Below are 23,028 nucleotides of genomic sequence, written 5' to 3'. Positions count from 1 at the left end.
CGCGCGACAAGATGCTGCTCGACCCCGGCTTCGAGCTGACCCTGCGTCCGATGCGCTACCCGTCGTTCTACGACCGGTACCGCGACGCGATCAAGAACACCTGGACCGTCGAGGAGGTGGACCTGCACTCCGACGTCGCCGACCTCGCCAAGCTGAGCGAGGGCGAGCGGCACATGATCGGCCGTCTGGTCGCCTTCTTCGCCACCGGTGACTCGATCGTCGCCAACAACGTGGTGCTGAGCCTCTACAAGCACATCAACTCGCCCGAGGCGCGGCTCTACCTGTCCCGGCAGCTCTTCGAGGAGGCCGTGCACGTCCAGTTCTACCTGACGCTGCTCGACACCTACCTGCCCGACCCCGAGGACCGCAACGCGGCCTTCGCCGCGGTGGAGAACATCCCCTCCATCCACCAGAAGGCCCAGTTCTGCTTCAAGTACATGAACGCGGTCGACCACATCGACTCGCTGCAGACCAAGGCGGACCGCCGGGCCTTCCTGCTCAACCTGATCTGCTTCGCGGCCTGCGTCGAGGGGCTGTTCTTCTACGGCGCCTTCGCCTACGTGTACTGGTTCCGCAGCCGCGGCCTGCTGCACGGCCTGGCCACCGGCACCAACTGGGTCTTCCGCGACGAGTCCATGCACATGGACTTCGCCTTCTCGGTGGTGGACACGGTCCGCGAGGAGGAGCCCGACCTCTTCGACGACGAGATGGCCAAGCAGGTCACCGAGATGCTGGAGGAGGCCGTCGAGGCCGAGCTCCAGTTCGCCCAGGACCTCTGCGGCGACGGCCTGCCGGGGATGAACACCGCCTCCATGCGCGAGTACCTGCAGGCCGTCGCGGACCAGCGGCTGGCCCGCCTCGGGATGCCGATCCGCTACGGCTCGACCAACCCGTTCGGCTTCATGGAGCTGCAGAACGTGCAGGAGCTGACCAACTTCTTCGAGCGCCGGGTCTCCGCGTACCAGGTGGCGGTCGAGGGGTCGGTCGCCTTCGACGACGACTTCTGATCCACGCTCTGTCCGACCAACGCCGCCTCCTCGCAGGATTCACCTGCGAGGAGGCGGCGTTGCACTTTCGAACGCGGTGCGGTCCGATCAGCCCAGGTAGGTGCCGCTGGACCAGAGGGCGCCACCGGTCGCGGGCCCGCCACCCTGCCGGTAGACGACGAAGTTGCCGTCGTCCTGGAGGACGGCGTACGCTCCCGGGTTCCCAGCGGTGCCGCTGTTCGCCAACGCGCCGCCGGCGCTCGGGCCGCCGCCCTGGCGGTAGACCACCAGGTTGCCGTCCGTCTGCATGGTCAGGTAGGCACCGACGTTGCCTCCGGTGCCCGTGCTCCACAGGTTCTTGCCGTCGGTGTTGCGGTAGATCGCCACGTTGCCGTCAGCCTGGATCAGCAGGGTGGTCTGCGCGGCCTTGACCCATCGGCCCCCGCCGAGGCTTTGGCCACCTGTGACGGTAGTACCGCCCTGCCAGGTGCCCGTGGACCAGACCGCACCGCCACCACCGCCGTACAGAACGACGTTGCCGTCGTCCTGGACCGTCAGATAGTTGCCGTTGCCGTAGGTACTGGTGTTCCAGATCCCGGTCCCGTTCGCCCGGTAGACCACCAGGTTGCCGTCCCGCTGCATCAGCGCGTAGGCGCCCGGGTTGCCGCTGGTGCCGGTGCTCCACATGGCCGGTCCCTGGTGGCCGCCGATCACGGCGTAGGCCACCAGGTTGCCGTCGGTCTGCATGACGATCTTCATGCTGGTGCTGGTGATGCTGTTGCCGGGGTCGAGCTGCTGCCCGGGCTGCATGACGTTGCCCGAGGCCTCCGAGTTGACGTTGACGTTGTCCAGGTCGACGCCCCCCGAGTACCCGCCGTAACTCACGTTGACGTCACCGGAGTACTGGTGGACCCGCCGGCCGCCCGGCCAGTAGCCCGCGCTGGCGGCGGTCAGCCCCATCGCGGCGCTGGTGGTGTCCCCGGCCGTGCCCCAGGACGCCGACCACAGCACGTCGGGCATCGAGTACCCGGAGGCGTTGTAGACGCTCGACAGGTCGGCGACCCCGCTGTTGGCGCTGGCGTAGACGCCGGAGCGGTAGTTGGCCGCGTGGATCGCGTCGGTCCACCCGCTGAGGTAGTTGAGCACCTGGCTCTTGTACGTCGCGGAGTCGTAGCTCTCCATGTCGTTGTAGAGCACCGAGCCCGAGGTGAAGCCCAGCGACTGCGCCTGGGTGACCGCGTCGGTGGCGGCGGCGGCGCCCTGCGAGCGGGCGGTGCCGGGGTCGGTGGCGATCGTGGAGGCGTCGGCACCGACGTAGATCGGCAGGAAGGTCCAGCCACCGGCCGCCCGGTCGCTGACCCAGCCGGCCGTCAGGTTCGGCTGGGCACAGGCGCGCCGGCCCCCGATGTAGATGCCGACCGCGTTGTAGGTGCCGTACCAGGCGTTCATCTGGGCGGCCGAGGGCGCGGTGCAGGCGTCGAAGCCGTTCCCGGAGCCGTTGGTCTGCGGCGCCACCGTGCCCGAGGCGTTCGCGTTCGCCCGCGGCGTGGCCATCAGCGAGCGCGGTGCGCCGGCGGCCGGCTTGTTGGCGCTCCCGGTCACCTTCGCGCCGGCCAGGATGGTGTCCACCTGCTGCGGGCTGTTCCCGTAACTGGCCGTCACCTGCAGCCCGGTGCCGCGCAGCTGGGCCCGCAGCTGGTGGCTGGACGCACCGGCCTTGAGCACGGAGGCGGGCAGCGCGGCGCCGGGCTCGACCACCGGCGCGGCCGGCTGACCGGCCACCGGGGTCGGCGTCGGCTGGATCACCAGGGCCTCGGTCAGGGCGGAGCTGATGTGCGCCGGGCAGTTCTCGTCCGCCCCGGGACTGCCCAGGTAGACGGCGTTCTGGTCGAATCTGACGCAGGCGTTCGGGTTCTGCGCCAGGTCCACGACCTGCCAGGTGCTCGGCACCTGGAGCTGATAGCCCTGGTAGTCCACGGTCCGGGAGCCCGCGGCGTCCGCGGCCTGGGCCCCGGGGACGGCGGCGGCGAGTCCTGCGGTGGCAAGAAGAATGACGGCGGTACTGCCGGCCAAACGGCGTGAAGCCGAGCTCTTTGGCATAGCGGTGGTTCCCACCCCTTCAGTTCGTCCGCGATCTTGATCATTCAAGCGCGACCCGAAAGATAATATGCACAGCCTTCACCGGTTCCCCTTGCGCCCCGGCTGTGACAAACCCACGACATTCTCCGATCGGCGGCATCCCCCGGCCGACACGCCGACAGGCCCGGCGGCAGCACGACGGCGGCCCCGCCGAAGCGGGGCCGCCGTCGTGCCCTTGCCAGGTGACGCAGGGTCAGCTGTTGGGGACCGTCGCGTAGCTCGGGGTGCCGTCGGCCATCTGTCGCAGCGCGTCCTTGCGGTCGCGCTTGGAGAGGCGGTCGATGTAGAGGTAGCCGTTCAGGTGGTCGGTCTCGTGCTGCAGGCAACGGGCGAAGAAGCCGGTGCCCTCGACCCGGATCGGGTTGCCGTCCTTGTCCTGCCCGGTCACCGCCGCGTAGTCGGGGCGGGCCAGCTCGGCGTAGGCGGTGGGCACCGACAGGCAGCCCTCGTTGCCGTCGTCCAGGGTCCGCCGGTCGACCGGGAGGTCCTCCAGCACCGGGTTGATGATGTGCCCGATGTGCCGCACGTTGTTGTCGTCCGGGCAGTCGTAGACGAAGACCTTGGCGTCCACGCCGATCTGATTGGCCGCCAGGCCCACGCCCGCGGCCGCGTACATCGACACGAACATGTCGTCGATCAGCGCGGACAGCTCCGCGTCGAAGGCCGTCACGATCTTGCACTCACGGTGCAGCACCGGGTTGCCGACCACCGTGATGGGGCGCGCGGTGCCCTTGGACAGATCGGGCTCCTCGCCGATCACCTTGACCGGGGCCTGCTCGGCCGACTCGGCCTCGTGGTCGTGCGTGTGCTCGTGCTGCTCCGCCATCGCTGTTTCTTCCGCTCCTCTGGGCTGCTGAGATCACACCCAGAGTAGGGCGTCAGCAGACCTCTTCGACGTCGCGGTAGGCCCGGGTGGTCGGAGAGGCGGCCACCCAGCGGTCCAGCAGCAGCCGCACCAGCCCCGCCGGTGCCGCGATGCCGCACTCGCGCTCGGTCAGCCAGGCCATCCCGCCGCTGCCCTGGCTCAGGTGGCTGAGGTGGCCCGGGTGCGCCGCGTCCCCGTCGTCGTGCGGGTCGTGGTGCACGGTGCGGCCGTCGTCGGTGACCATCCGGCTCTCCGAGCAGGCTCTGCAGAGCAGCCGCACCGAGGAGGTCCAGTCCTCGGCCGCGTAGCCCGCCTCGGCCACCAGGCGCTCCAGCGCGTCCCGGTCGGCCTCGGTGGCGGCCTGCAGCAGCACCACGTAGGTCGGCACCGGCGAGGGCGCCCACAGCTCGATCTCGTCGAAGACGGGGTAGGCGGCGCCGCCCGCGACCCGCTCGCCGTGCGGCGCGCCGTCGTGCAGCACCACCTCGCCCCAGCGGCGGCCGGAGGAGGGCAGCGGGATGGAGAGCACCTCCACCCGGGCCGGGTCCAGCCGGCGGCCCCAGACCACCTCGCTCTCGCCCTCCGGCGACAGCCGCACCGGGGTGGTGCCCAGGTCGAGGCGGACCGGGGCGTCCGGCGCAGCGCCGCCACCGCCGGGCAGCCGCAGGCCGTACGCCTGCCAGGCGCGACGGGCCAGCGGCCAGTCCTGCAGCGCGGTGGCGGTGATGCCCAGGTTCCACCAGTCGGGAGCCCCGTGGTCGCGGTCCAGCAGTGCGACGGCGCGCAGGCCGGCCACCCTGGCCTGCTCCCAGTCCCGGCGGAACTTGTGCAGCAGGGCGAGGTTGAACCAGGAGTCGGAGAGCCAGGGCTCCAGGTCGGCCGCCATCACCAGCAGCGCGCCGGCGTCCTCGTAGCGCCCGTCGCCGATCAGCGTGAAGGCCCGGTCGGTCGTCTGCCGCCAGGTGGCGGACGGCCGATGCCGTGCCCGGTGGAAGATCTTCACGTTGCCCTGCCGCCTGTCCGCTCGGTGCTGCTGAGTCCTGCCGGGAGCCTGGCCGCCCGAGCCGGTCCGGTCGGCCCGCCTGCCTCGGCGGGACCGCCCCGGGCCGAGCGCCCCGGCGGGGTTGTGGCACCCGCTCCCGCCGCGCCCGCCCGGTCCGGCCGTGCCACCCGGTCCCGCTGCCGCCGGCGCCTTCGCCACGGTGGCCGGAGCCGAGGAGCCGACGGCCCCTGCTCGGGTGTTCCACGCTACGACCGCATCCAACCACGGCGGCGGCAGGGTGCGCTCCCCACGCGTCAGGTCACGCTGAGTCACCCGCTCTCGGCCCGGCCCACCGTGCACGGGCCGGAGCCGACGGCGCGCACCCGCTCCAGCGCCGCGACCACCACCGGGTCGTAGAGCCGCCCCTGCCCCGCGCGCAGCACCGCCAGCGCCGCCTCGCCACCACCGGCGGGCCCGGTCAGGTCCTCGTGGGCGTTGGCGACCCGGATGATCCGGGCGGCCAGCGGCAGGCTCCGGTCGGTACGCCCGTCCGGGCCAAGCAGCGGGTCGGCCAGCCTGGCCACCTGCTCGGCGACCGGTCCGGGCACACCGGTGCAGCGGATCACCTCGCTGCCCAGCCGGGCGATCCGCTGCTGCTCCGGCTCGGGGAGGGTCGCCGTGGCGCCGCCGCGCACCGGCTCGACCAGCGAGAGCTGACCGATGTCGTGCATCAGCGCGGCGTACTCCAGCAGGGCGAGGTCGTGGGTGCTCAGGCCGAGCTCCCGGCCGAGCGCGCACGCGGTGTCCGCGACCCGGCGCGCGTGCCCCGGCGCGGTGTACCCGGCCACCTCGGTGGCGCGGGCCAGGGTGGCGATGGTCTGCCCGTAGGTGGCCCGGACGGCAGCCGCGCGCCGCAGCGAAGCCTGGGCCAGCAGCAGCGGCAGGCAGAAGACCGGCAGCGCCCACAGCCCGACCTCGCCGGCCGCCAGGCTGATCAGCATCCCGGTGGCCGCGATCGCCGAGCCGATGCCCGGCAGCGTGCGCAGCTCCTCCTCCAGCGCCGCGCCGAACCGCCCGCCGCAGCGGTGCTGGCAGGCCGCGAGCACCGCGTCCGCCAGCCCGGCCAGCGCCGCCACCAGCACCAGGAACACGCCGTAGGCCGGACCGGCCAGCGGCACCCGGTCCAGGGCGCCGCTGTTGTAGAGCGGCTGGAAGAGGGTGGCCGCGAAGGCCACCGCGAGCAGCCGACGCGCCGCACCGTCGCACCGGGCCACCACCCGGGGGCCGTACGGCCACCCGTGCGCCCGGTAGCGCCGCACCGCCGGCAGGACCGGGCGGCCCGGCGTCCGGGCGGTCGAGCGGTCGAGCCGGCGGGTGCGCCAGGGCAGCGGGAGCGGCCGGCGGGCCGGGCCCGGGGGCCGCGCGAACCCGCGACGCCCGGGCCGGCGGTGCCCGGACCGGTGCTCAGCGCCGCACACCGTCTCGCGCGCCGTTGCGCGCCCGGCATCGCCGCCCGGGCCGCGTACCGCGCCGCGCACCGTGATGCGCCCCGGGCCGGGCGCTCCGGCCGTCCGCGACCTGGGCCGCGGCACCGAGGCCATCACCCGCGAGCGCTCGGTGCCCCGCAGCCGGCCGCACCCGAGCACCAGGGTGCGGACCAGCGCCCCGGTGGCCAGGCCCAGCCCCGCCACCGCCACCACCTGGAGCACCCCGTGCCCGGTGGGCAGCCCGCGCAGCGGCCCGAGCAGCGCGTAGGCCAGCCCGATCGCGGCGCCCAGCGGGGCCTGCGCCCGCCCGCCGGGCGAGCCCACCCGGACCGCCTCGCCGATCGCGATCAGCACCCCGAAGGCCAGCGCCACCGGGGGCTGGGTCAGCCCGTGGGCGAGCAGCGCGGCCAGCGAGCCGGCGAAGAGCAGCAGCGCCGCCGCCCGCACCAGCGAGGCGCCGTTCACCCCGCCGCGCACCGGACCGCCGAGCACCCTTGCCGGCCCGCCGAGCTGCCGCGCGGGGCGGCCGGGCGCCGGCGTCACCGCGCGCCCCGGCTCGGGGACCGCACACCCCGGGCGGCCGGCCGGGAGACGGGCTCCGGCACCCCGAGCGGGATGTCCGGCACCGCCGCGTCGGTCTGCTCGGCCGACGGCAGCACCGGCTGCCAGCCGCACCGGTCCACCGCCGTGACCAGCGCCTCCACCATCACCGGGTCGAACTGGCTGCCCGCGCACCGGCGCAGTTCGGCCACCGCCTCCGGCACCGGGCGACCGCGCCGGTAGGAGCGGGTGGAGGTCATCGAGTCGAAGGCGTCGGCCACCGCGATGATCCGGGCGAACTCGGGGATCCGCTCGCCGGCCAGCCCGTGCGGGTAGCCGCGCCCGTCCATCCGCTCGTGGTGGTGCAGGATCCCGGCGTGCGCCTCGCCGAGGAACTCGATCCCGCGCACCAGGTCGTGGCCGTACTCGGGATGCACCTCCACCGCCCGGCGCTCGGCCTCGTCCAGGGGCCCGTTTCTGCGCAGCAGTTCGGTGGCCACCCCGAGTTTGCCCACGTCGTGCAGGGTGCCGGCGAAGTGCAGGGTGCGCAGCCGCTCCCCCGCCATGCCGAGCTGACCGGCGATCAGCACCGAGGCCCGGCCGACCCGTTCGCTGTGGCCGCGGGTGTAGGAGTCCTTGATCTCCACGGCCTGCACCAGCGCCTCCACGGTGGCCCGGTGGGCGGCCCGCTCCCGGTGGCCCTGGGCGAAGACCCAGGCCGAGATGGAGAGCGGCAGCAGCGCGAGCAGCGCGGCGAACGCCCCGTACGGGCCCTGCCAGAGCACCGCCACCATCAGTCCGCCGAGCGCGTGCAGGAAGGCGGGCGGGCCCAGCACGCTCAGCGCCCCGCGGCGCAGCTCGGCCATCGAGCAGTGCTCGGCCAGCAACCGGATGCCGGCCACCAGCACCCCGTTGACCAGGCAGAAGACCAGGACGGCGGCGAGCGCGGGCAGCAGCGCGTCCGGGTAGCGCGAGCCGAGCAGCAGCCGCGGACCGTTCAGCAGCCGGAACAGCGCGGCGGCCGGCCAGGCCGCGAGCGCGAACTGCGCCGCGTTCCAGGCCCGTCGCAGCAGCCGGGGGGCGGCCGCCGCGCCGGTCAGCGTGGCGGGCAGGGCGACCAGCGCCGCGGCGGCCGGCGGCAGCATCAGCACTCCGGCGAAGAGCACCGGCAGGAAGGTGTTGGCACTCGGCCGCACCGGCTCGTTGACGCTCGCCCGGGGCCTGGTGCCGCGGCCCAGCAGGCGTGCGGCCCAGGCGCGCACCCGCCGGGCCAGCCGCAGGCAGGGCGTGGGCAGCCCCTGGGCCAGCGACTCCCAGCAGGCGTGCAGGAAGGCGAGCAGCGCGACCTTGGGCCAGTCGACCGGCCCGTCCAGCCGGGCGGGCAGCCCGATGCCGGCGGCGACGCCCGGCAGCAGGGGCAGCAGCGCCGCGGCGGCGGCCAGGAGCACCAGCAGGACGTATCCACCGGCCGCCACGGAAAGCCGCGTCGGCGTCTGTCCAGGGAGCGTGCGGCCCCCGCGATCGACAGCGATCTCAGCCTCCCCAGCTCGCCGACGGCCTCGTCTGAGGAGGATAGGTCTCCACCGCGGCGGCTGAACGCGTCAGCGCGCGATACCCGCGTCAGCACGGCCCACACTCACCCGATCGAGTGAGTAGCGAAACTGACGCCACGTCACACTGCCGAAACGCGAACAGGGCCGCCCACGGGAACGACTGGGGCCCGGGAGTGCACGCACTCCCGGGCCCCAGGGGACCGAACGGCCTACTCGGCGATCACGGCCTACTCGGCGGGCGTCGCGGCCTGACCGGCCGCCAGCAGGCCGGCCTCCCCGTGGGCGGGGGCATCCGGAGCCACCTCCACCACGGGCTCGCCGCTGCGCTGGCCGGCCCGGATGCTGTCGATCCGCGCCAGGACCTTGCTCCGCAGGTCCGACGGGGTGTCGTCGCATCCGCAGGAGCGCTTGATCAAGGCCTTGATGGCCTGCTCCAGGCCGTACTTCTCCAGGCAGGGCGAGCACTCCTCGAAGTGCTCGCGCAGCTTGGCGCAGTCGCCTTCGGCCATCTCGTTGTCAAGGAACTCGTAGAGGTGGTCAAGCACCTCGCCGCAGTCCGTGTTGTGCGGACCTCCGCAGCTCATGAGCCCGTGCCTTTCGCCTCGCGCCCAGCCCCGCTGCCGGCCGGGACCAGCCCGCGCTCGCGGGCGTAGTCCTCCAACATGCCCCGCAGTTGGCGGCGGCCTCGGTGCAGCCGGGACATCACCGTACCGATGGGGGTGCCCATGATGTCGGCGATCTCCTTGTATGCAAAGCCCTCGACGTCCGCGAGGTAGACCGCGATGCGGAACTCCTCGGGGATCGCCTGCAGGGCGTCCTTCACGTCACTGTCCGGCAGGTGGTCGAGCGCCTGGGTCTCGGCCGAGCGCAGACCGGTCGACATGTGCGACTCGGCCCGGGCCAGCTGCCAGTCCTCGATCTCCTCGGCGGCGGTGCGCTGGGGCTCCCGCTGCTTCTTGCGGTACGAGTTGATGAAGGTGTTGGTCAGGATGCGGTAGAGCCAGGCCTTGAGGTTGGTGCCCTCGCGGAACTGGTGGAAGGAGGCGTAGGCCTTGGCGAAGGCCTCCTGCAGCAGATCCTCGGCATCGGCCGGGTTGCGGGTCATCCGCAGCGCGGCCGAGTACATCGGGTCCAGGTAGCCCAGCGCGTCGCGCTCGAAGCGCTCGCGGCGGGCCTGCTCACTCTCCTCGGCGGACACCCGGAAGGTGTCCTCACCGATCGCCTCGGCCAGCTCCTCGCCAGTCAGCGGCTCCGCCGCGTGGGCAGCAGAGAGCGGCTCCGCCGCGTGGGCAGCAGAGAGCGGCTCCGCCGCGTCATCGGCAGCGTCGGGCTCGACCACGGAGTCGGCAGCGTGCGACTCGGCCGCGAAGTCGGACCCGGCAGCGGGGTCGTGCCCGCCCAGGCCCACGTTCGGCTCGTCCTCGGTCGCGACGACCGGACCCACCTCCTCGCTGAATCGGGACCGACCCACCGCGAGCCGACCCGGAAGGGAGGATATCGGGCTCACGGGCTTCTCGCCCGCGACAATCCAGTCGGACCACGGGAGGAAGGCGCTCTGCGCGCTCGCCTCATCGGGTCGCTCGGGGCACGCGATCGGACCCATGTGCGCTGCCTTTCGCCTGGGGCACTACTGACAGAGGGGTTAACCCGCCTCCCCGCCCGGGCATTCCCGGCCCTGCACAGAACGACCGCCGCCGCCAGCGGGCGGCCAGGGCCTGTCCGGCCCGCGCCCGCTCAGCCGAGCGGCAGCTCCGCCAGCCAGTCCGCGACCGCCCCGGTGAGCTGCTCCAGCGCGGCCTCCTGCCCCAGCGGCGCCGACTTGGGCAGCGCGAAGCCGTGGTTGGCGTAGGGCACCGGCACCACGCGCTGCCCGGCCGCGAGCGCCGGAACCGCCGGAAACTCAGCAGGGACCCCGAAGCTGTCCCGCTCCCCCTGCACCACCAGCGTCGGCAGCCCGCTGCCGAGCAGCTCCGCCACCCGCGAGCGCTCCGGCTTGCCGGGCGGATGCAGCGGGAAGGCCAGCGCCAGCACCGCCACCGCCCCGCTGGCCGCGCCGGTGCGGCAGGCCACCCGGGCGCCCGCGCTGCGCCCGCCCACCACCAGCGGCACGCCCTCGGCGGCCAGCCGCTCGGCCACCGGCAGCCAGCCGGTGTCCAGCGTCTTCGGGGCCGGCGCCACCTTCTTGCCGGCCACCCGCCAGGGCTGCTCGACCAGCGCCACGGTGATCCCGTGGCCGGGCAGCACGGCGGCCAGCGCCACCAGGTCCGCCGCCTCGATGCCGCCACCCGCCCCGTGCCCGAGGCCGAGCACGGCCCGGGGGCGCCCGGCGGCCCGGTGCCAGCTGATCCTGGCCTCGCCGGCCGGCGTGGCCACCAGGGTTGTCGACGGCTCGCCCATCAGAACAGCGCTCCCTCGGTCTCCGGGGTGGCCTGCGCGGTCAGCCCCGGGTGGTTGTTGCGGATACTGCCGACGGCCGCGGAGACCGGCGTCAGGCTGAGCAGCCCCGGCCGTGGCGCGACCAGCAGCGAACGGGCCCGCTCGGGGTCGTCCAGACCCGGGTCCAGCCAGTCGGCGAAGCTCTCCGGCTGCAGGAAGAGCGGCATCCGCTCGTGCACCGGCGCCAGCAGCGGTTCGGCCTCGGTGGTCACGATGGTGCAGGTCACCAGCCACCCGGCCGGGTGGTCGGCGGGGTGGGAGCGGTCGCGCCAGAACTCGTAGAGCCCGGCCAGCGCCAGCGGCGCGCCGTCCGCCCGGCTGACGAAGAACGGCTGCTTGCGCGGCCTGCCCTTCCCGGAGGCGCTCTCGACGGTCTGCCACTCGTAGTAGCCGTCCACCGGCAGCAGGCAGCGGCGGGAGGCGAAGGCCTGCCGGTAGGAGGGCTTCTCGTGCACGGTGTCGGCCCGCGCGTTGATCATCTTCACCGCGGTCTCCGGCGACCTCGACCAGGCCGGGACCAGGCCCCAGCGCAGCTGTCGCAGCTGGCGCACCGGCGCCGTGCCGCCCTTGGGCACCCGTTCCAGCACCACGAGCACCGGGTCGGTGGGGGCCACGTTCCAGCTGGGCGCGATCGTCTCGGCCGCGTCCCACTGGCTGACGCCGAACAGCTCGACGATGTCCTCCGGCCTGGCACTCGCCGCGAATCGACCACACATACCCGCCAGCCTGCCATGCCCACCGGGCCGCCCGCGGCCGTTCCGCCACAGCCGCCCCCACCGCCCCCGGGCGCCGCCCGCACCGGCGCCTTCCCATCGTCCCGGCGCCTTCTCACCCGTGGCCGGGAACCGGTGGCTACCGCCCGGCGGTCCTGGCATGGGAGGCTGCTGGCCTCCCTCGAACAGCAGGCACTCCCGGCACGGCAGGAACGATCATGAACCAGAGCATCAGCGGGGTCTGGCAGCGGGTTCTGGGCACCCAGCCCGACCCGCCGCGCTGGCTGGTCCTCGGCTGCGCGGCGGTCGCCCTGCTGGCGATCCTGCCGCACCCGCTCTGGCGGGTGAGCCGCAACGTGGTGACCATCGCGCACGAGGGCGGGCACGGCCTGATCGCGCTGCTGACCGGGCGCCGGCTGGACAGCATCCGGCTGCACTCGGACACCTCGGGCCTGACCGTCTCCTCCGGGCGGCCGACCGGGCCCGGCATGATCCTGACCGCCGCGGCCGGCTACACGGCGCCCTCGCTGCTCGGCCTGGGCGGGGCCGCGCTGCTGGCCGCCGGGCGGATCACGGCGCTGCTGTGGATCTCGATCGTGCTGCTCGCCGCGATGCTGGTGATGATCAGGAACGCCTTCGGCCTGCTCTCGGTGGTGCTCACCGGCGGTGCCTTCTTCGCCGTCTCCTGGTACGGCAGCGCCCAGCTCCAGGCCGGCTTCGCCTACCTGGGGATCTGGTTCCTGCTGCTGGCCGGGGTGCGCCCGGTGGTCGAGCTGCAGCGCAAGCGCCGCCTCGGCGGGGCCCGCGACTCGGACGCCGACCAGCTGGCCCGGCTGACCGGGGTGAGCGCGCTGCTCTGGGTGACGCTCTTCCTGGTGGTGGCGCTGACCTGCCTGGTGGCGGGCGGCAGCCAGCTGCTGGCCTGACCGGCGTCCCGGTGGCCGACCGGGAAAGTTCTCCACAGGGGCCGGGTTGTCCACAGGGCGGGATATCTGCGGAGCCCGGACAAGGGGTCCCCCTAAACTGGCCGCATGACCGAGACCCTGTGGCCCGCCCCCGTCGCGACCACCGCTGTCGACGCGACCGTGACCATCCCCGGCTCCAAGTCCGTCACCAACCGGGCGCTGATCCTGGCGGCGCTGGCCGGTGAGCCCAGCTGGGTGCGGCGCCCGCTGCGCAGCCGGGACTCCCAGCTGATGGCGGACGGCCTGCGGGCCCTCGGGGTCGGCATCGAGGAGCTGGTCAACAACTCCTCCGGCGGCACCGGCGGCGGCGAGGCCTGGCGGATCATCCCGGCGGGCCGGCTCAGCGGCCCGGCCCAGGTGGACGTCGGCAACGCCGGCACCGTGATGCGCTTCCTGCCCCCGCTGGCCGTGCTCGCCGACGGTCCGGTCCACTTCGACGGCGACCCGCGCTCCTACGAGCGCCCGCAGCACGGCGTGATCGACTCGCTGCGCGCCCTCGGCGCCCGGATCGAGGACGGCGGGCGCGGCGGCTTCCCGCTCACCGTGCACGGCACCGGCGCGCTGGACGGCGGCACGGTCGAGCTGGACGCCTCGTCCTCCTCCCAGTTCGTCAGCGCGCTGCTGCTCTCCGGCGCCCGCTACAACCAGGGCGTGGAGATCCGCAACATCGGCGGCCCGGTCCCCTCGCTGCCGCACATCCGGATGACGGTCGACATGCTGCGGCTGGCCGGCGTCCAGGTCGACGCGCCGGAGGACGGCGGCGAGAAGGACGTCTGGCGGGTCACCCCCGGCGCCCTGCTCGGCCGCGACCTGGTGGTCGAGCCCGACCTGTCCAACGCCGCGCCGTTCTTCGCCGCCGCGCTGGTGACCGGCGGCCGGGTGACGGTCCGGGACTGGCCCAGGCACACCACCCAGCCCGGCGACCAGTTGCGCGAGATCTACACCCGGATGGGCGGCAGCTGCCGCTTCACCGACGAGGGCCTGGAGTTCAGCGGCACCGGCGTGATCCACGGCATCGACGCCGACCTGCACGACGTGGGCGAGCTGACCCCGGTGATCGCCGCCGTGGCCGCGCTGGCCGACTCCGAGTCGCACCTGTCCGGCATCGCCCACCTGCGCCTGCACGAGACGGACCGGCTGGCCGCGCTGGCCAAGGAGATCAACGACCTGGGCGGCGACGTCTCGGAGACCGAGGACGGCCTGCGGATCCGCCCGCGCCCGCTGCACGGTGGTGTCTTCCACACCTACGAGGACCACCGCCTGGCCACCGCCGCGGCGGTGCTGGGCCTGGCCGCCCCCGGCGTCCAGGTGGAGAACGTGGCGACCACCGCCAAAACACTGCCGGACTTCCCGGCGATGTGGACCGCACTGCTCGATCCAGTGGCGGCCAGGGACTGAGCGGGAGTACCAGCACCATGCGCCGCTACGGCAAGGACGCCGACGAAGACGACATCCGCAACCGCCCGGGCCGCAAGGGCTCCCGGCCACGGACCCGGATCCGCCCCAAGCACGAGGACGCCGACGAGGCGATGATCCTGACCGTCGACCGGGGCCGGCTGACCTGCCTGGTCGAGGCGGGCACCAAGCGCGAGCGCGAGGTGGTCGCGATGAAGTCCCGGGAGCTGGGCCGCAAGGGCGTGGTGGTCGGCGACATCGTCAGCGTGATCGGCGACCTGTCCGGCGAGCCGGACACGCTGGCCCGGATCGTGCGCGTCGAGGAGCGCACCTCGGTGCTGCGCCGCACCGCCGACGACGACGACCCGTACGAGCGGATCGTGGTCGCCAACGCCCAGCAGCTGGCCATCGTCAGCGCGCTGGCCGACCCCGAGCCGCGGCCCCGGCTGATCGACCGCTGCCTGGTGGCGGCCTACGACGCGGGCATGGAACCGCTGCTGGTGCTCACCAAGTCCGACCTGGCCCCGGCCGAGCCGCTGCTGGAGACCTACGCGCCGCTGGGCATCTCCTACGTCGTCACCCGGCGCGACGAGCTCGCGACGGCCGGCGCCGAGGCGGTGCGCGAGCACCTGCGCGGGCTCTCCACCGTCTTCATCGGCCACTCCGGCGTCGGCAAGACCACCCTGGTCAACGCGCTGGTCCCGGAGCACCAGCGGAGCACCGGCCGGGTCAACGCGGTCACCGGCCGCGGGCGGCACACCACCGTCTCGGCGCTGGCGCTGCGGCTGCCGCCGCCCCCCGGGGCCAAGCCGGGCTCGAAGAAGGCGCTGGATCCCGGCTGGGTGATCGACACCCCGGGCTTCCGCTCCTTCGGCCTGTCGCACATCGACCCGTCCCGGGTGATCCACGCCTTCCCCGACCTGGAGCCCGGCACCGTGGACTGCCCGCGCGCCTGCAGCCACGACGAACCGGACTGCGCACTGGACGCCTGGGTCGCCGAGGGCCACGCCGAGCCGGCCCGGCTGTACTCGCTGCGCCGCCTGCTGGCCTCCCGCGACCCCCGCGAGGAGGAGGCCGCCCGGGACGCCAGGGATGCCCGGGAGGACGACTGATGTGTCGGATCACCCATCAGCGGTGATCATAAGAAAGTAGGTTGATCACACCCAACGCCCCGGCCCACCAGAGAGGCGACCCGATGGCATGGTTCATGGTGGTCCTGGCCGGCCTGCTGGAGACCGGCTTCGCGATCAACCTCAAGCTGAGCCACGGTTTCACCAAGCTGGTCCCCACCATCGCCTTCGCCCTCTTCGCCCTGAGCAGCTTCGGCCTGCTGACCCTCTCCCTGAAGCACCTGCCGGTCGGCAGCGCCTACGCGGTCTGGACGGGCATCGGCGCGGCCGGCACGGCGATCTACGGAATGATCTGGATGAACGAGTCCTCCTCCGTCCTGAAGCTGGTCTCGATCTCCCTGGTCATCTGCGGCGTCGTCGGCCTCCAACTGAGCGGCTCCGGCCACTAGGGCCTGTCCGAAGCCTCCTGATGGTCCGCCACGCGAGCCGAACTGTCGATCCGCCGGGCGGCTCGCTACTGTTCGACCCATGGCCGACTACCACGATGATCTCCGCCTTGCCCATGTCCTCGCCGACTCGGCCGACTCGGTCACCCTGGATCGTTTCCGGGCACTGGACCTGAAGATCGAGACCAAGCCCGACCTGACGCCCGTCAGCGACGCCGACAAGGCCGCCGAGGAGGCGGTCCGCAGCGTGCTGCAGCGGGCCCGGCCGCGGGACGCGGTGCTGGGCGAGGAGTTCGGGCTGGCCGGCTCGGGACCGCGGCGCTGGGTGATCGACCCGATCGACGGGACGAAGAACTACATCCGCGGCGTGCCGGTCTGGGCCACCCTGATCGCGCTGCTGGAGGAGGACGCGGACGGCGAGCAGCACCCGGTGGTGGGCATCGTCTCGGCGCCCGCGCTGCACCGGCGCTGGTGGGCGGCGAAGGGACTGGGCGCCTACGCGGGGCGCAGCCTGGCGAGCGCCGGGCGGATCCGGGTCTCGGGCGTCTCCCGGCTGGAGGACGCCTCGCTCTCCTACTCCTCGCTGAGCGGCTGGGAGGAGCGCGGCCGGCTCGACCCGTTCCTCGACCTCACCCGGGCCTGCTGGCGGACCCGGGCGTACGGCGACTTCTGGTCGTACATGATGCTCGCCGAGGGCGCAGTGGACATCGCCGCCGAGCCGGAGCTGAGCCTGTGGGACATGGCCGCGCCGTGCATCGTGGTGCAGGAGGCCGGCGGCCGGTTCACCGGCCTGGACGGCATCGACGGACCGGGCGGCGCCGACGCGGTGGCCTCCAACGGCATCCTGCACGAGGAGATGCTGCAGCGGCTCAGCGTGTGACGCGGCGCGCACCTGGGTGCGGGCCCCGACGGTCAGTCAACTGACCGTCGGGGCCCGCTGCTCACGGGGTGCCGCCGGTCACTGCTTGCGCAGCTCGCGGACGGCGGCCTCCAGGCGCTGGCCGTAGTCGGCGTCGGCCTGGCGGAAGTTGCCGATCGCCCGCTCGACGATGTCCTCGCGGTCGGCGGAGACCTTGGCTATGAAGCCGGCCAGGTTGGCGATCAGGCGCTGCTTCTCGTCCTCGGAGAAGAGCCGGTAGAGGTTGCCGGCCTGGACGAAGTCGGTGTCCTCGCTGTGCGAGGGCGCCTCGGAGGTGCCGGTGAGGCCGCTGACCTCGGTGGCGGCCCAGAGCGGGCGGCCGGTCTCGACCGGGCCACCGAAGCTGTTCGGCTCGTAGTTCTTCCGGCGGCCGTGGCGGCCGTCGTAGAGGTGGCCGTCGCGGTTGTTGTTGAGCGCCTCGGTGGCGTGCGGGCGGTTCACCGGCAGGTGGTCGGCGTTGATGCCGACCCGGTAGCGGTGGGCGTCCGCGTAGGCGAACAGCCGGCCCTGCAGCATCTTGTCCGGGGAGGGGCCGATGCCGGGCACGAAGTGCGCCGGGGAGAAGATCGACTGCTCGACCTCGGCGAAGATGTTGTCGGGGTTGCGGTTGAGCTCCAGCTTGCCGATCTCGATCGGCGGGTAGTCCTCGTGCGGCCAGACCTTGGTCAGGTCGAACGGGTTGAAGCGGTAGTTCGCCGCGTCGGCGGCCGGCATGATCTGCACCTGCACGGTCCAGCTCGGGAACTCACCGCGCTCGATGGCCTCGCGCAGATCGCGCTGGTGGCTGTCCGGGTCCTCGCCGGCGAGCTTCGCCGCCTCGTCGGCCGTCAGGTTCTTGATCCCCTGGTCGGTCTTGAAGTGGTACTTGACCCAGAAGTACTCGCCGGCCTCGTTCTGCCACTGGTAGGTGTGCGAGCCGTAGCCGTTGAGGTGGCGGTAGCTGGCCGGGATGCCGCGGTCGCCGAAGAGCCAGGTCACCTGGTGGGTCGACTCGGGCGACAGGCCCCAGAAGTCCCAGACGTTGTCCGCCTCCTGCGAGCCGGTGTACGGGTCGCGCTTCTGGGTGTGGATGAAGTCGGGGAACTTGATGGCGTCCTTGATGAAGAACACCGGGGTGTTGTTGCCGACGAGGTCGTAGTTGCCGTCCTCGGTGTAGAACTTCAGCGCGAAACCGCGCGGGTCGCGCACCGCGTCGGCCGAGCCGAGGTTGCCGGCCACGGTGGAGAACCGCAGGAAGGTCTCGGTCTGCTTGCCGACCTCGGAGAGGAACTTCGCCCGGGTGTACTGCGTGACGTCGGCGGTCACCGTGAAGGTGCCGTAGGCCGCCGCACCGCGGGCGTGCACCACGCGCTCCGGGATCCGCTCGCGGTTGAAGTGGGCGAGCTTCTCGAACAGCAGCTGGTCCTGGATCAGCGCCGGTCCGCCGATGCCGGCGCTCGCCGTGTTCTGGTTGTCGGCCACCGGCGCGCCGGCCTCAGTGGTCAGGGTTGGCCGCAGCTCGTCCTGGGCAGTCATGGGAGCACCTCCGTGTGGTCCGGTCGTGTGACTTGATCCTAACTTGGACTTTGTCTAAGTCAACACTGGACCTAACCTCGGACCTTGCTATCGTTTGTGTATGAGCGATCTCCTGACACGGCTACGCGAGCAGGGCTGGCGACTCACCGCACAGCGGCGTGTCGTGGCCGAGGTCCTCGACGGCGAACACGTCCACCTCACCGCCGACGAGGTGCACGCCCGCGCGGTCGGCCTGTTGCCGGAGATCAGCCGCGCCACGGTCTACAACACGCTGGGCGAGCTGGTGTCGCTCGGCGAGGTGCTGGAGGTCAGCACCGACGGCCGGGCCAAGCGCTACGACCCCAACGCGCACCACTCGCACCAGCACCTGGTCTGCTCGTCCTGCGGCACCATCAGGGACGTCCACCCGAGCGGCGACCCGCTCGCCGCGCTGCCGGCCGCCGAGCGGTTCGGCTTCGCCGTCTCCGGCGCGGAGATCACCTACCGCGGCCTGTGCCCGGACTGCCGGGCGCACTGACCGCAGCACACCCCGCAGCACCCCAGCTCGCAGCACCCCGGCCCGCACCGCCCCAGCACGCAGCACCCCCGGCGGCGGAGACCTGAGGTCAGGCGCTCAGCTCGGGGTGCAGCGCGTCCAGCAGTCGCGCCGCGCGCTCGGCGACCTCCGGCGGACCGTAGTCGGTGGCCCGCCTGCACCAGTTCTCCGCCTGCACCGGCTCGCCGCGGCGCAGCGCCAGCAGCGCGAGCCGCAGCGCGGCCCGGCCGTGCCCCGCGTCGGCGGCCCGGGTGTACCAGAGCATCGCCTCCGCCTCGCGCTCCTGCCGGGCCAGCAGCAGGCCGAGGTTGAAGGCGCCGCTGCGGCTGCCGTTCGCCGCCGCCCGGCGGTACCAGCTCTCGGCGATCTCCAGCGCGCCGCGCTCGGCGGCCCGCACCCCCATCCGCACCTGGGCCCGGCTGTGGTCGGCGTCGGCGGCCACCGCGTACCAGTGCTCGGCCTCCTCCGGCACGTCCCCGCGCCGGTCCAGCAGCGAGGCGAGGCGGAAGGCGCCCTCGGCGGAGCCGCCGGTGGCCGCCTGGCGGTAGCGCTCCAGCGCGGCGGAGAGGTCGCCGCGCTGCTCCTTGGCCACCGCGAGCTGCAGCGCGGCCTCGCCATGGCCCTCGGCAGCGGCCCGGGCGTACCACTCCTGGGCCTGCTGGTGCTCGCCCCGGTTCGCGTGCAGGATGCCGAGGTTGAAGGCACCGTCCACGCTGCCGGCCTCGGCGGCCTTGGAGAACCAGGGCTCGGCGCCCGACTCGTCGCCGCGCTGCAGCAGGATCACGGCCAGCGCGTTGCACGCCTCCCGGTGACCCGCGTAGGCGGCCCGCCGGTACCACTGCTCGGCCTGCGCCTGGCGGCCGGCGCTCGCGCACAGCAGGCCCAGGTTGAAGGCGCCGTTGTGGTCACCGGCCTCCAGCGCGGCCCGGTACCAGCGTTCGGCGGCGTCGTCCTCGCCGCGGCCCGCGTGCAGCGCGCCGAGCGCGTTGGCCGCGTTGCCGTCGCCGGCCTCGGCCGCCTCCTGCCACCACTCGGCCGCCGACGGCAGGTCGCCGCAGTCGCGCAGCAGGAAGCCCAGCGCGCAGGCCGCCCGCGGCTCGCCGTTCTGCGCGGACTGCCGGTACCAGCGGGCCGCCTCCTCGCGCAGCGCGTGGTCCCCCTTGGCCCGCTCCTCGACCAGCACGCCCAGGCGCAGCGCCGCCCTGGCGTGGCTGCGCGCGGCGGCGGTGCGGTACCAGGTCTCGGCACTCTCCTTGTCCCCGGCCGCCTCGCGCATCCGGGCCAGCCGGTAGGCCGCCTCGCGGTGGCCCGCGTCGGCCGCCGCCTTGAACCAGCGCTCGGCGCGCACGTCGCGCCGGTGCTCCATCAGGTCGCCCAGCGCGTAGGCGCCGAGCGCGTGCCCCTGCTCGGCGGCGAAGTGCAGCCAGTACTCGGCGGCCTCCTCGTCGCCGTGGTCGCGCAGGTGCAGGCCGAGGGCGTGCGCGGCCGGGGCGCTGCCCGCCACGGCGGCCTGACGCCACCAGCCGCCGGCCTCGACCCGGTGGCCGCGCTGGTGCAGCAGCACGCCGAGGTTGTTCGCGGCAGCGCGCAGTCCGGCCGCGGCGGCCTTGCGCAGATACGGTTCGGCGTCGTCCAGATCGCCCCGGCGCAGCAGCAGGGCGCCGAGCTGGCTGGCGGCATTGGGGTCGCCGGCGTCGGCGGCGGCCCGGTGCCTGGTCTCCAGCGCGGCCGACTCGCGCGCGGCCAGCTCACTCTCGAACGAGGCGGTGTCGGACTCGGGGTCCTCCACGGAGCCCTCCGCCGGGGAACGACCGGCCGCGGCGGCCGGGTAGCGGCCACCGACCTGCGGCACGGGGACGTGGACCAGGCTCTCGGGGCCGTACGGACGCCCGGCCCCGGTGCGCCAACTGCCGCGCTGGGCGGGGACCGGAGCGGACTCGGTGTCGATGTCCTGCTGGGGTGCACCGGTCTGCGGCTGGCTCTTGCCGATCAGCTTCATGCCGACTCCCGCTCCCCCCGAGTGCCGCGGCGTCCAACGGGGGCCCCGATCGGCTCACGGCTCGTCAACTGCCGTGCCCCGTCCCCCATGTGTTCCATCGTCGCATCACCCGAACACCCGCGTACACCGACCCGCGCGATTTTGCCGGGCTGGGCCGAAGCCAGCGAGATTGCTTCAGCGTTTTGTCGATTTCCCGACACTTGCGCCTCACAAACCCCGCGGCACCGGGTGATGTGCCGAGTGTCCGTCCATAGTACCGGAGGCGGTGCCACCGCTTATGGGTGACACCGCCTCCGTCAGCTCACGAACCCTCAGCTCACGCTGATGTCATCCGCGTAGTACGTACCCTGCCCATACCAGCCGTGCACCCAGATGGTCACCGACGTGACCGAGGAGCCGGTGGTGAACTTGGTGGAGAGCTGGGACCAGCCGGGGCTGCTGGTCCAGGCCGAGGTGTCCGCGCCGGAGCCGGTGACCCCGAGGTAGGTGTAGCTGCCCTGCACCCAACCGGAGAGCGTGTAGGTGGTGTTGGGCTTGACCGTGACGGTCTGCGAACACTGGGCGTCGTCACTGCTGCTGGCGGCGCCCGCCAGGGCGTGCGAGCCGGAGTGCACCGGGCTCGCCACCACCGATCCCAGGTTTCCGGTGCAGGTCCACGGGGAGAGCGCGCCGGACTCGAAGCCGCCGTTGGCCACGATGCCGCCGGCCGGAGGCGTGGGGGTCGGCGTGGGCGTCGGCGTGGGCGTCGGTGTGGGGGTCGGCGTGGGCGTCGGTGTCGGTGTCGGTGTCGGGGTGGGCGTCGGGGTGGGCGTCGGTGTCGGGGTGGGGGTGGGAGTAGGCGTCGGGGTGGGAGTAGGTGTCGGCGTCGGGCTCGGCGCCGGGCAGGAGGCCGCGGAACCGTTGGTGTCCTGCACCGCCGCATTGAAGAGGGTCGCCGCCGGATCCAGGTCGTAGAGCGAGAACATCATCGTCCCGCCCAGCCCGTTGCAGTGCAGGTAGTCCGCCTTGGCCTGGATCGACTGGGCGTCCTCACCGGACCAGAAGTTGGTGCCGTCGTAGAAGTACGCGGCCTGCGCCACCGGATCCCAGAAGGTGTCGGCGGGGTTGTCGACCACGCCGGAGAGCTCCTTGTACATCCGGGTCCCGGCCACGTTGCCGGAGTCCGCCGCCCCCGGGGCCGGCCCGGTGGCCGTCTGGAAGAGCCCGTGGTTGCTGCCCGCCGGCACGCCGGTCCAGCCGCGGTAGTAGAACGGCACCCCGATGTTGAGCTTGTTCGCGGGGAAGCCGCCGGGTATCCCGTACTGCGGGTCGCCCACCGTGTAGGCCTTGATCGCCTCGTCGGTCGAGTACTTGCTCGTCCCCGGCGCGATGGGGGCCGACGGGTCCGCCGGATTGTCGTACAGCGGCGACTGGTGGTTGGTCTCGGTGGGCTCCCAACCGCCGTGCATGTCATAGGTCATGGGGTCGCCGAAGGTCAGGTACTGGCCGATCTTGTCGGTCTCGACGTTCTGGATCTTGTCCTGACCGGCCGGCAGCGCCGCCGAGAGCGAGTAGGTCTTGCCGTCGGCCGCGCCCTGGGCGTCCAGCTCGCTGCGGAACTCGGCCAGCAGCGCGGTGAAGTTCTGCTTGTCGGCCGTGCTGGCGTGGTTGCCGACGTGGCCGCCGCCGCCCGGGTACTCCCAGTCGATGTCGAAGCCGTCGAAGATGCCCTTGCCGGTCCCCGGGCCGCCGTAGCCGTTCTGCGAGGGCAGGTTGCCCTTGATGAACATGTCGATGCAGGAGGAGACCAGCTTCTTGCGCGAGGCGTCGGTGGCCGCCGCGTCCGAGAAGTACTTGGAGTAGGTCCAGCCGCCCAGGCTCAGCACGACCTTGAGGTTGGGGTACTTCGCCTTCAGCTCCTTGATCTGGTTGAAGTTGCCCACGATCGGCTGGTTCCAGGTGTCGGTGCTGCCGTCCACGCTGGTGCCGTTGGCGAAGGTCTTGCCGTAGTCGGCGTAGGAGTCGCCGGCCCCGTCACCCGCGTTCGGGTTGTTCTCGTCCTGCGAGGCGGCCGAGTTGGCCTCGAAGCAGGTGAGATTGGTGGGGTCGATGTTCTCGAAGTCGTAGATCAGGTAGTTGAGGTTGGCCGCCTCACCGCTGTCGGACACGTTCTTCAGGTAGAACGCGTTCTGGTAGACCGACCACTGGTCGTAGTAGGCCACCTTGAGGCCGCCCGAGGTGGCGGGCGCACCGGTGGTGTTGGCCGGGACAGCGGCCGCGGCGGCCGGTGGGGCGGCCACCGCCGGCTGGCTCTGGGTGGCCTGGGCATGAGCCATGCCCAGCACCGACAGGGCGCCGCCCAGCAGGATGGAGGCTGCCGAGGTCACCGCCCATGCCGACTTGTTCGCTCTGCGCATGCGGTTCTCTCCTGTGATGTGGGGGTTGAGGAGACCGCCGGACCGCTCGCCGCGCGAAGGCGAGCGGGGGCGGGGTCAGGTGGGGGC

General features: G+C 73.0%; 19 protein-coding genes. 7 read left to right on the top strand and 12 right to left on the bottom strand.

Annotated elements, in window-relative coordinates:
* Positions 1-11: 11 nt before the first annotated feature.
* A complete protein-coding gene (locus OG500_RS23925) occupies positions 12-1,007 on the top strand; it encodes a ribonucleotide-diphosphate reductase subunit beta (protein ID WP_329587710.1) in 996 nt (331 codons plus the stop codon).
* 87 nt (positions 1,008-1,094) lie between these two features.
* Here OG500_RS23925 and OG500_RS23920 read toward each other — a convergent pair whose 3' ends face one another.
* The 9 genes from OG500_RS23920 to OG500_RS23880 all read right to left on the bottom strand — a co-directional run bounded on the left by OG500_RS23920 (position 1,095) and on the right by OG500_RS23880 (position 11,704).
* Positions 1,095-3,059, bottom strand: a complete 1,965-nt coding sequence (locus OG500_RS23920) for a glycoside hydrolase domain-containing protein (protein WP_329583310.1) — start codon at positions 3,057-3,059, stop codon at positions 1,095-1,097.
* A 259-nt stretch (positions 3,060-3,318) separates the two neighbouring features.
* Entirely contained in the window at positions 3,319-3,951 is a 633-nt protein-coding gene (def, locus tag OG500_RS23915) for a peptide deformylase (RefSeq protein ID WP_329583307.1), read from the bottom strand.
* A 52-nt stretch (positions 3,952-4,003) separates the two neighbouring features.
* Positions 4,004-4,993 carry a hypothetical protein gene (locus OG500_RS23910; RefSeq protein ID WP_327068869.1) on the bottom strand — a complete coding sequence of 330 codons (990 nt, stop codon included), beginning with the start codon at positions 4,991-4,993 and terminating at the stop codon, positions 4,004-4,006.
* Positions 4,994-5,301: 308 nt separating this feature from the next.
* On the bottom strand, positions 5,302-7,002 hold the full coding sequence (locus OG500_RS23905; RefSeq protein WP_442907055.1) for an HD-GYP domain-containing protein: 1,701 nt from the start codon (positions 7,000-7,002) through the stop codon (positions 5,302-5,304).
* Complete coding sequence (locus OG500_RS23900) at positions 6,999-8,474, bottom strand: HD-GYP domain-containing protein (protein WP_329583303.1); 1,476 nt, start codon at positions 8,472-8,474, stop codon at positions 6,999-7,001. The genes OG500_RS23905 and OG500_RS23900 overlap by 4 nt, the downstream gene beginning before the upstream one ends.
* Positions 8,475-8,779: 305 nt before the next feature.
* Positions 8,780-9,136: a mycothiol system anti-sigma-R factor gene (gene rsrA / locus OG500_RS23895; protein WP_327068867.1), complete on the bottom strand. Its 357-nt coding sequence runs from the start codon at positions 9,134-9,136 to the stop codon at positions 8,780-8,782.
* A complete protein-coding gene (locus OG500_RS23890) occupies positions 9,133-9,783 on the bottom strand; it encodes a sigma-70 family RNA polymerase sigma factor (RefSeq protein ID WP_184942562.1) in 651 nt (216 codons plus the stop codon). The genes rsrA and OG500_RS23890 overlap by 4 nt, the downstream gene beginning before the upstream one ends.
* 503 nt (positions 9,784-10,286) lie before the next feature.
* Positions 10,287-10,949 (bottom strand): alpha/beta hydrolase family protein, encoded by a 663-nt coding sequence (locus OG500_RS23885; RefSeq protein WP_327068866.1) that lies wholly within the window; start codon positions 10,947-10,949, stop codon positions 10,287-10,289.
* Positions 10,949-11,704, bottom strand: a complete 756-nt coding sequence (locus tag OG500_RS23880; RefSeq protein ID WP_327068865.1) for an SOS response-associated peptidase — start codon at positions 11,702-11,704, stop codon at positions 10,949-10,951. Before OG500_RS23880 ends, OG500_RS23885 begins: the two co-directional genes overlap by 1 nt.
* A gap of 215 nt (positions 11,705-11,919) precedes the next feature.
* Here OG500_RS23880 and OG500_RS23875 point away from each other — a divergent pair, with 215 nt between their 5' ends.
* The 5 genes from OG500_RS23875 to hisN all read left to right on the top strand — a co-directional run bounded on the left by OG500_RS23875 (position 11,920) and on the right by hisN (position 16,457).
* Complete coding sequence (locus tag OG500_RS23875) at positions 11,920-12,627, top strand: M50 family metallopeptidase (RefSeq protein ID WP_329583299.1); 708 nt, start codon at positions 11,920-11,922, stop codon at positions 12,625-12,627.
* 105 nt (positions 12,628-12,732) lie between these two features.
* Positions 12,733-14,064: a 3-phosphoshikimate 1-carboxyvinyltransferase gene (gene aroA / locus OG500_RS23870; protein ID WP_329583296.1), complete on the top strand. Its 1,332-nt coding sequence runs from the start codon at positions 12,733-12,735 to the stop codon at positions 14,062-14,064.
* Between the two features lie 17 nt (positions 14,065-14,081).
* Positions 14,082-15,173 (top strand): ribosome small subunit-dependent GTPase A, encoded by a 1,092-nt coding sequence (gene rsgA / locus OG500_RS23865; protein ID WP_327068862.1) that lies wholly within the window; start codon positions 14,082-14,084, stop codon positions 15,171-15,173.
* A gap of 83 nt (positions 15,174-15,256) precedes the next feature.
* A complete protein-coding gene (locus OG500_RS23860) occupies positions 15,257-15,580 on the top strand; it encodes a DMT family transporter (protein WP_329583292.1) in 324 nt (107 codons plus the stop codon).
* A gap of 79 nt (positions 15,581-15,659) precedes the next feature.
* The gene (gene hisN, locus OG500_RS23855; RefSeq protein ID WP_327068860.1) at positions 15,660-16,457 is read left to right on the top strand and encodes a histidinol-phosphatase; all 798 of its coding nucleotides are present in this window, start codon (positions 15,660-15,662) and stop codon (positions 16,455-16,457) included.
* 78 nt (positions 16,458-16,535) lie between these two features.
* Here the strand turns inward: hisN and OG500_RS23850 are convergent, their stop codons facing one another.
* Positions 16,536-18,011, bottom strand: coding sequence for a catalase (locus tag OG500_RS23850; protein ID WP_329583289.1), 1,476 nt, complete (start codon positions 18,009-18,011; stop codon positions 16,536-16,538).
* Positions 18,012-18,111: 100 nt separating this feature from the next.
* On the opposite strand from OG500_RS23850, the gene OG500_RS23845 reads away from it, so the two are divergent.
* Positions 18,112-18,528 (top strand): Fur family transcriptional regulator, encoded by a 417-nt coding sequence (locus OG500_RS23845; RefSeq protein ID WP_327068858.1) that lies wholly within the window; start codon positions 18,112-18,114, stop codon positions 18,526-18,528.
* 88 nt (positions 18,529-18,616) lie between these two features.
* On the opposite strand, the gene OG500_RS23840 is transcribed toward OG500_RS23845, so the two are convergent.
* Both OG500_RS23840 and OG500_RS23835 read right to left on the bottom strand, forming a co-directional pair.
* A complete protein-coding gene (locus OG500_RS23840; protein WP_327068857.1) occupies positions 18,617-20,545 on the bottom strand; it encodes a tetratricopeptide repeat protein in 1,929 nt (642 codons plus the stop codon).
* A 311-nt stretch (positions 20,546-20,856) separates the two neighbouring features.
* Positions 20,857-22,941 carry a glycosyl hydrolase family 18 protein gene (locus OG500_RS23835; protein WP_329583285.1) on the bottom strand — a complete coding sequence of 695 codons (2,085 nt, stop codon included), beginning with the start codon at positions 22,939-22,941 and terminating at the stop codon, positions 20,857-20,859.
* Positions 22,942-23,028 lie beyond the last annotated feature (87 nt).

The organism is Kitasatospora sp. NBC_01250 (genome assembly GCF_036226465.1).
Classification (GTDB): domain Bacteria; phylum Actinomycetota; class Actinomycetes; order Streptomycetales; family Streptomycetaceae; genus Kitasatospora.
The sequence above is the reverse complement of the archived record's forward strand: the minus strand, read 5'-3'. Positions and strand labels throughout refer to the sequence as shown.

Excerpts from the sequence above, each read along its gene's own strand:
- OG500_RS23925 (WP_329587710.1), top strand. The coding sequence starts at position 12 with ATGCTGCTCGACCCCGGCTTCGAGCTGACCCTGCGTCCGATGCGCTAC.
- def (WP_329583307.1), bottom strand. The coding sequence starts at position 3,951 with ATGGCGGAGCAGCACGAGCACACGCACGACCACGAGGCCGAGTCGGCC.
- rsrA (WP_327068867.1), bottom strand. The coding sequence starts at position 9,136 with ATGAGCTGCGGAGGTCCGCACAACACGGACTGCGGCGAGGTGCTTGAC.
- OG500_RS23885 (WP_327068866.1), bottom strand. The coding sequence starts at position 10,949 with ATGGGCGAGCCGTCGACAACCCTGGTGGCCACGCCGGCCGGCGAGGCC.
- OG500_RS23880 (WP_327068865.1), bottom strand. The coding sequence starts at position 11,704 with ATGTGTGGTCGATTCGCGGCGAGTGCCAGGCCGGAGGACATCGTCGAG.
- OG500_RS23875 (WP_329583299.1), top strand. The coding sequence starts at position 11,920 with ATGAACCAGAGCATCAGCGGGGTCTGGCAGCGGGTTCTGGGCACCCAG.
- aroA (WP_329583296.1), top strand. The coding sequence starts at position 12,733 with ATGACCGAGACCCTGTGGCCCGCCCCCGTCGCGACCACCGCTGTCGAC.
- rsgA (WP_327068862.1), top strand. The coding sequence starts at position 14,082 with ATGCGCCGCTACGGCAAGGACGCCGACGAAGACGACATCCGCAACCGC.
- OG500_RS23860 (WP_329583292.1), top strand. The coding sequence starts at position 15,257 with ATGGCATGGTTCATGGTGGTCCTGGCCGGCCTGCTGGAGACCGGCTTC.
- hisN (WP_327068860.1), top strand. The coding sequence starts at position 15,660 with ATGGCCGACTACCACGATGATCTCCGCCTTGCCCATGTCCTCGCCGAC.
- OG500_RS23850 (WP_329583289.1), bottom strand. The coding sequence starts at position 18,011 with ATGACTGCCCAGGACGAGCTGCGGCCAACCCTGACCACTGAGGCCGGC.
- OG500_RS23845 (WP_327068858.1), top strand. The coding sequence starts at position 18,112 with ATGAGCGATCTCCTGACACGGCTACGCGAGCAGGGCTGGCGACTCACC.
- OG500_RS23840 (WP_327068857.1), bottom strand. The coding sequence starts at position 20,545 with ATGAAGCTGATCGGCAAGAGCCAGCCGCAGACCGGTGCACCCCAGCAG.
- OG500_RS23835 (WP_329583285.1), bottom strand. The coding sequence starts at position 22,941 with ATGCGCAGAGCGAACAAGTCGGCATGGGCGGTGACCTCGGCAGCCTCC.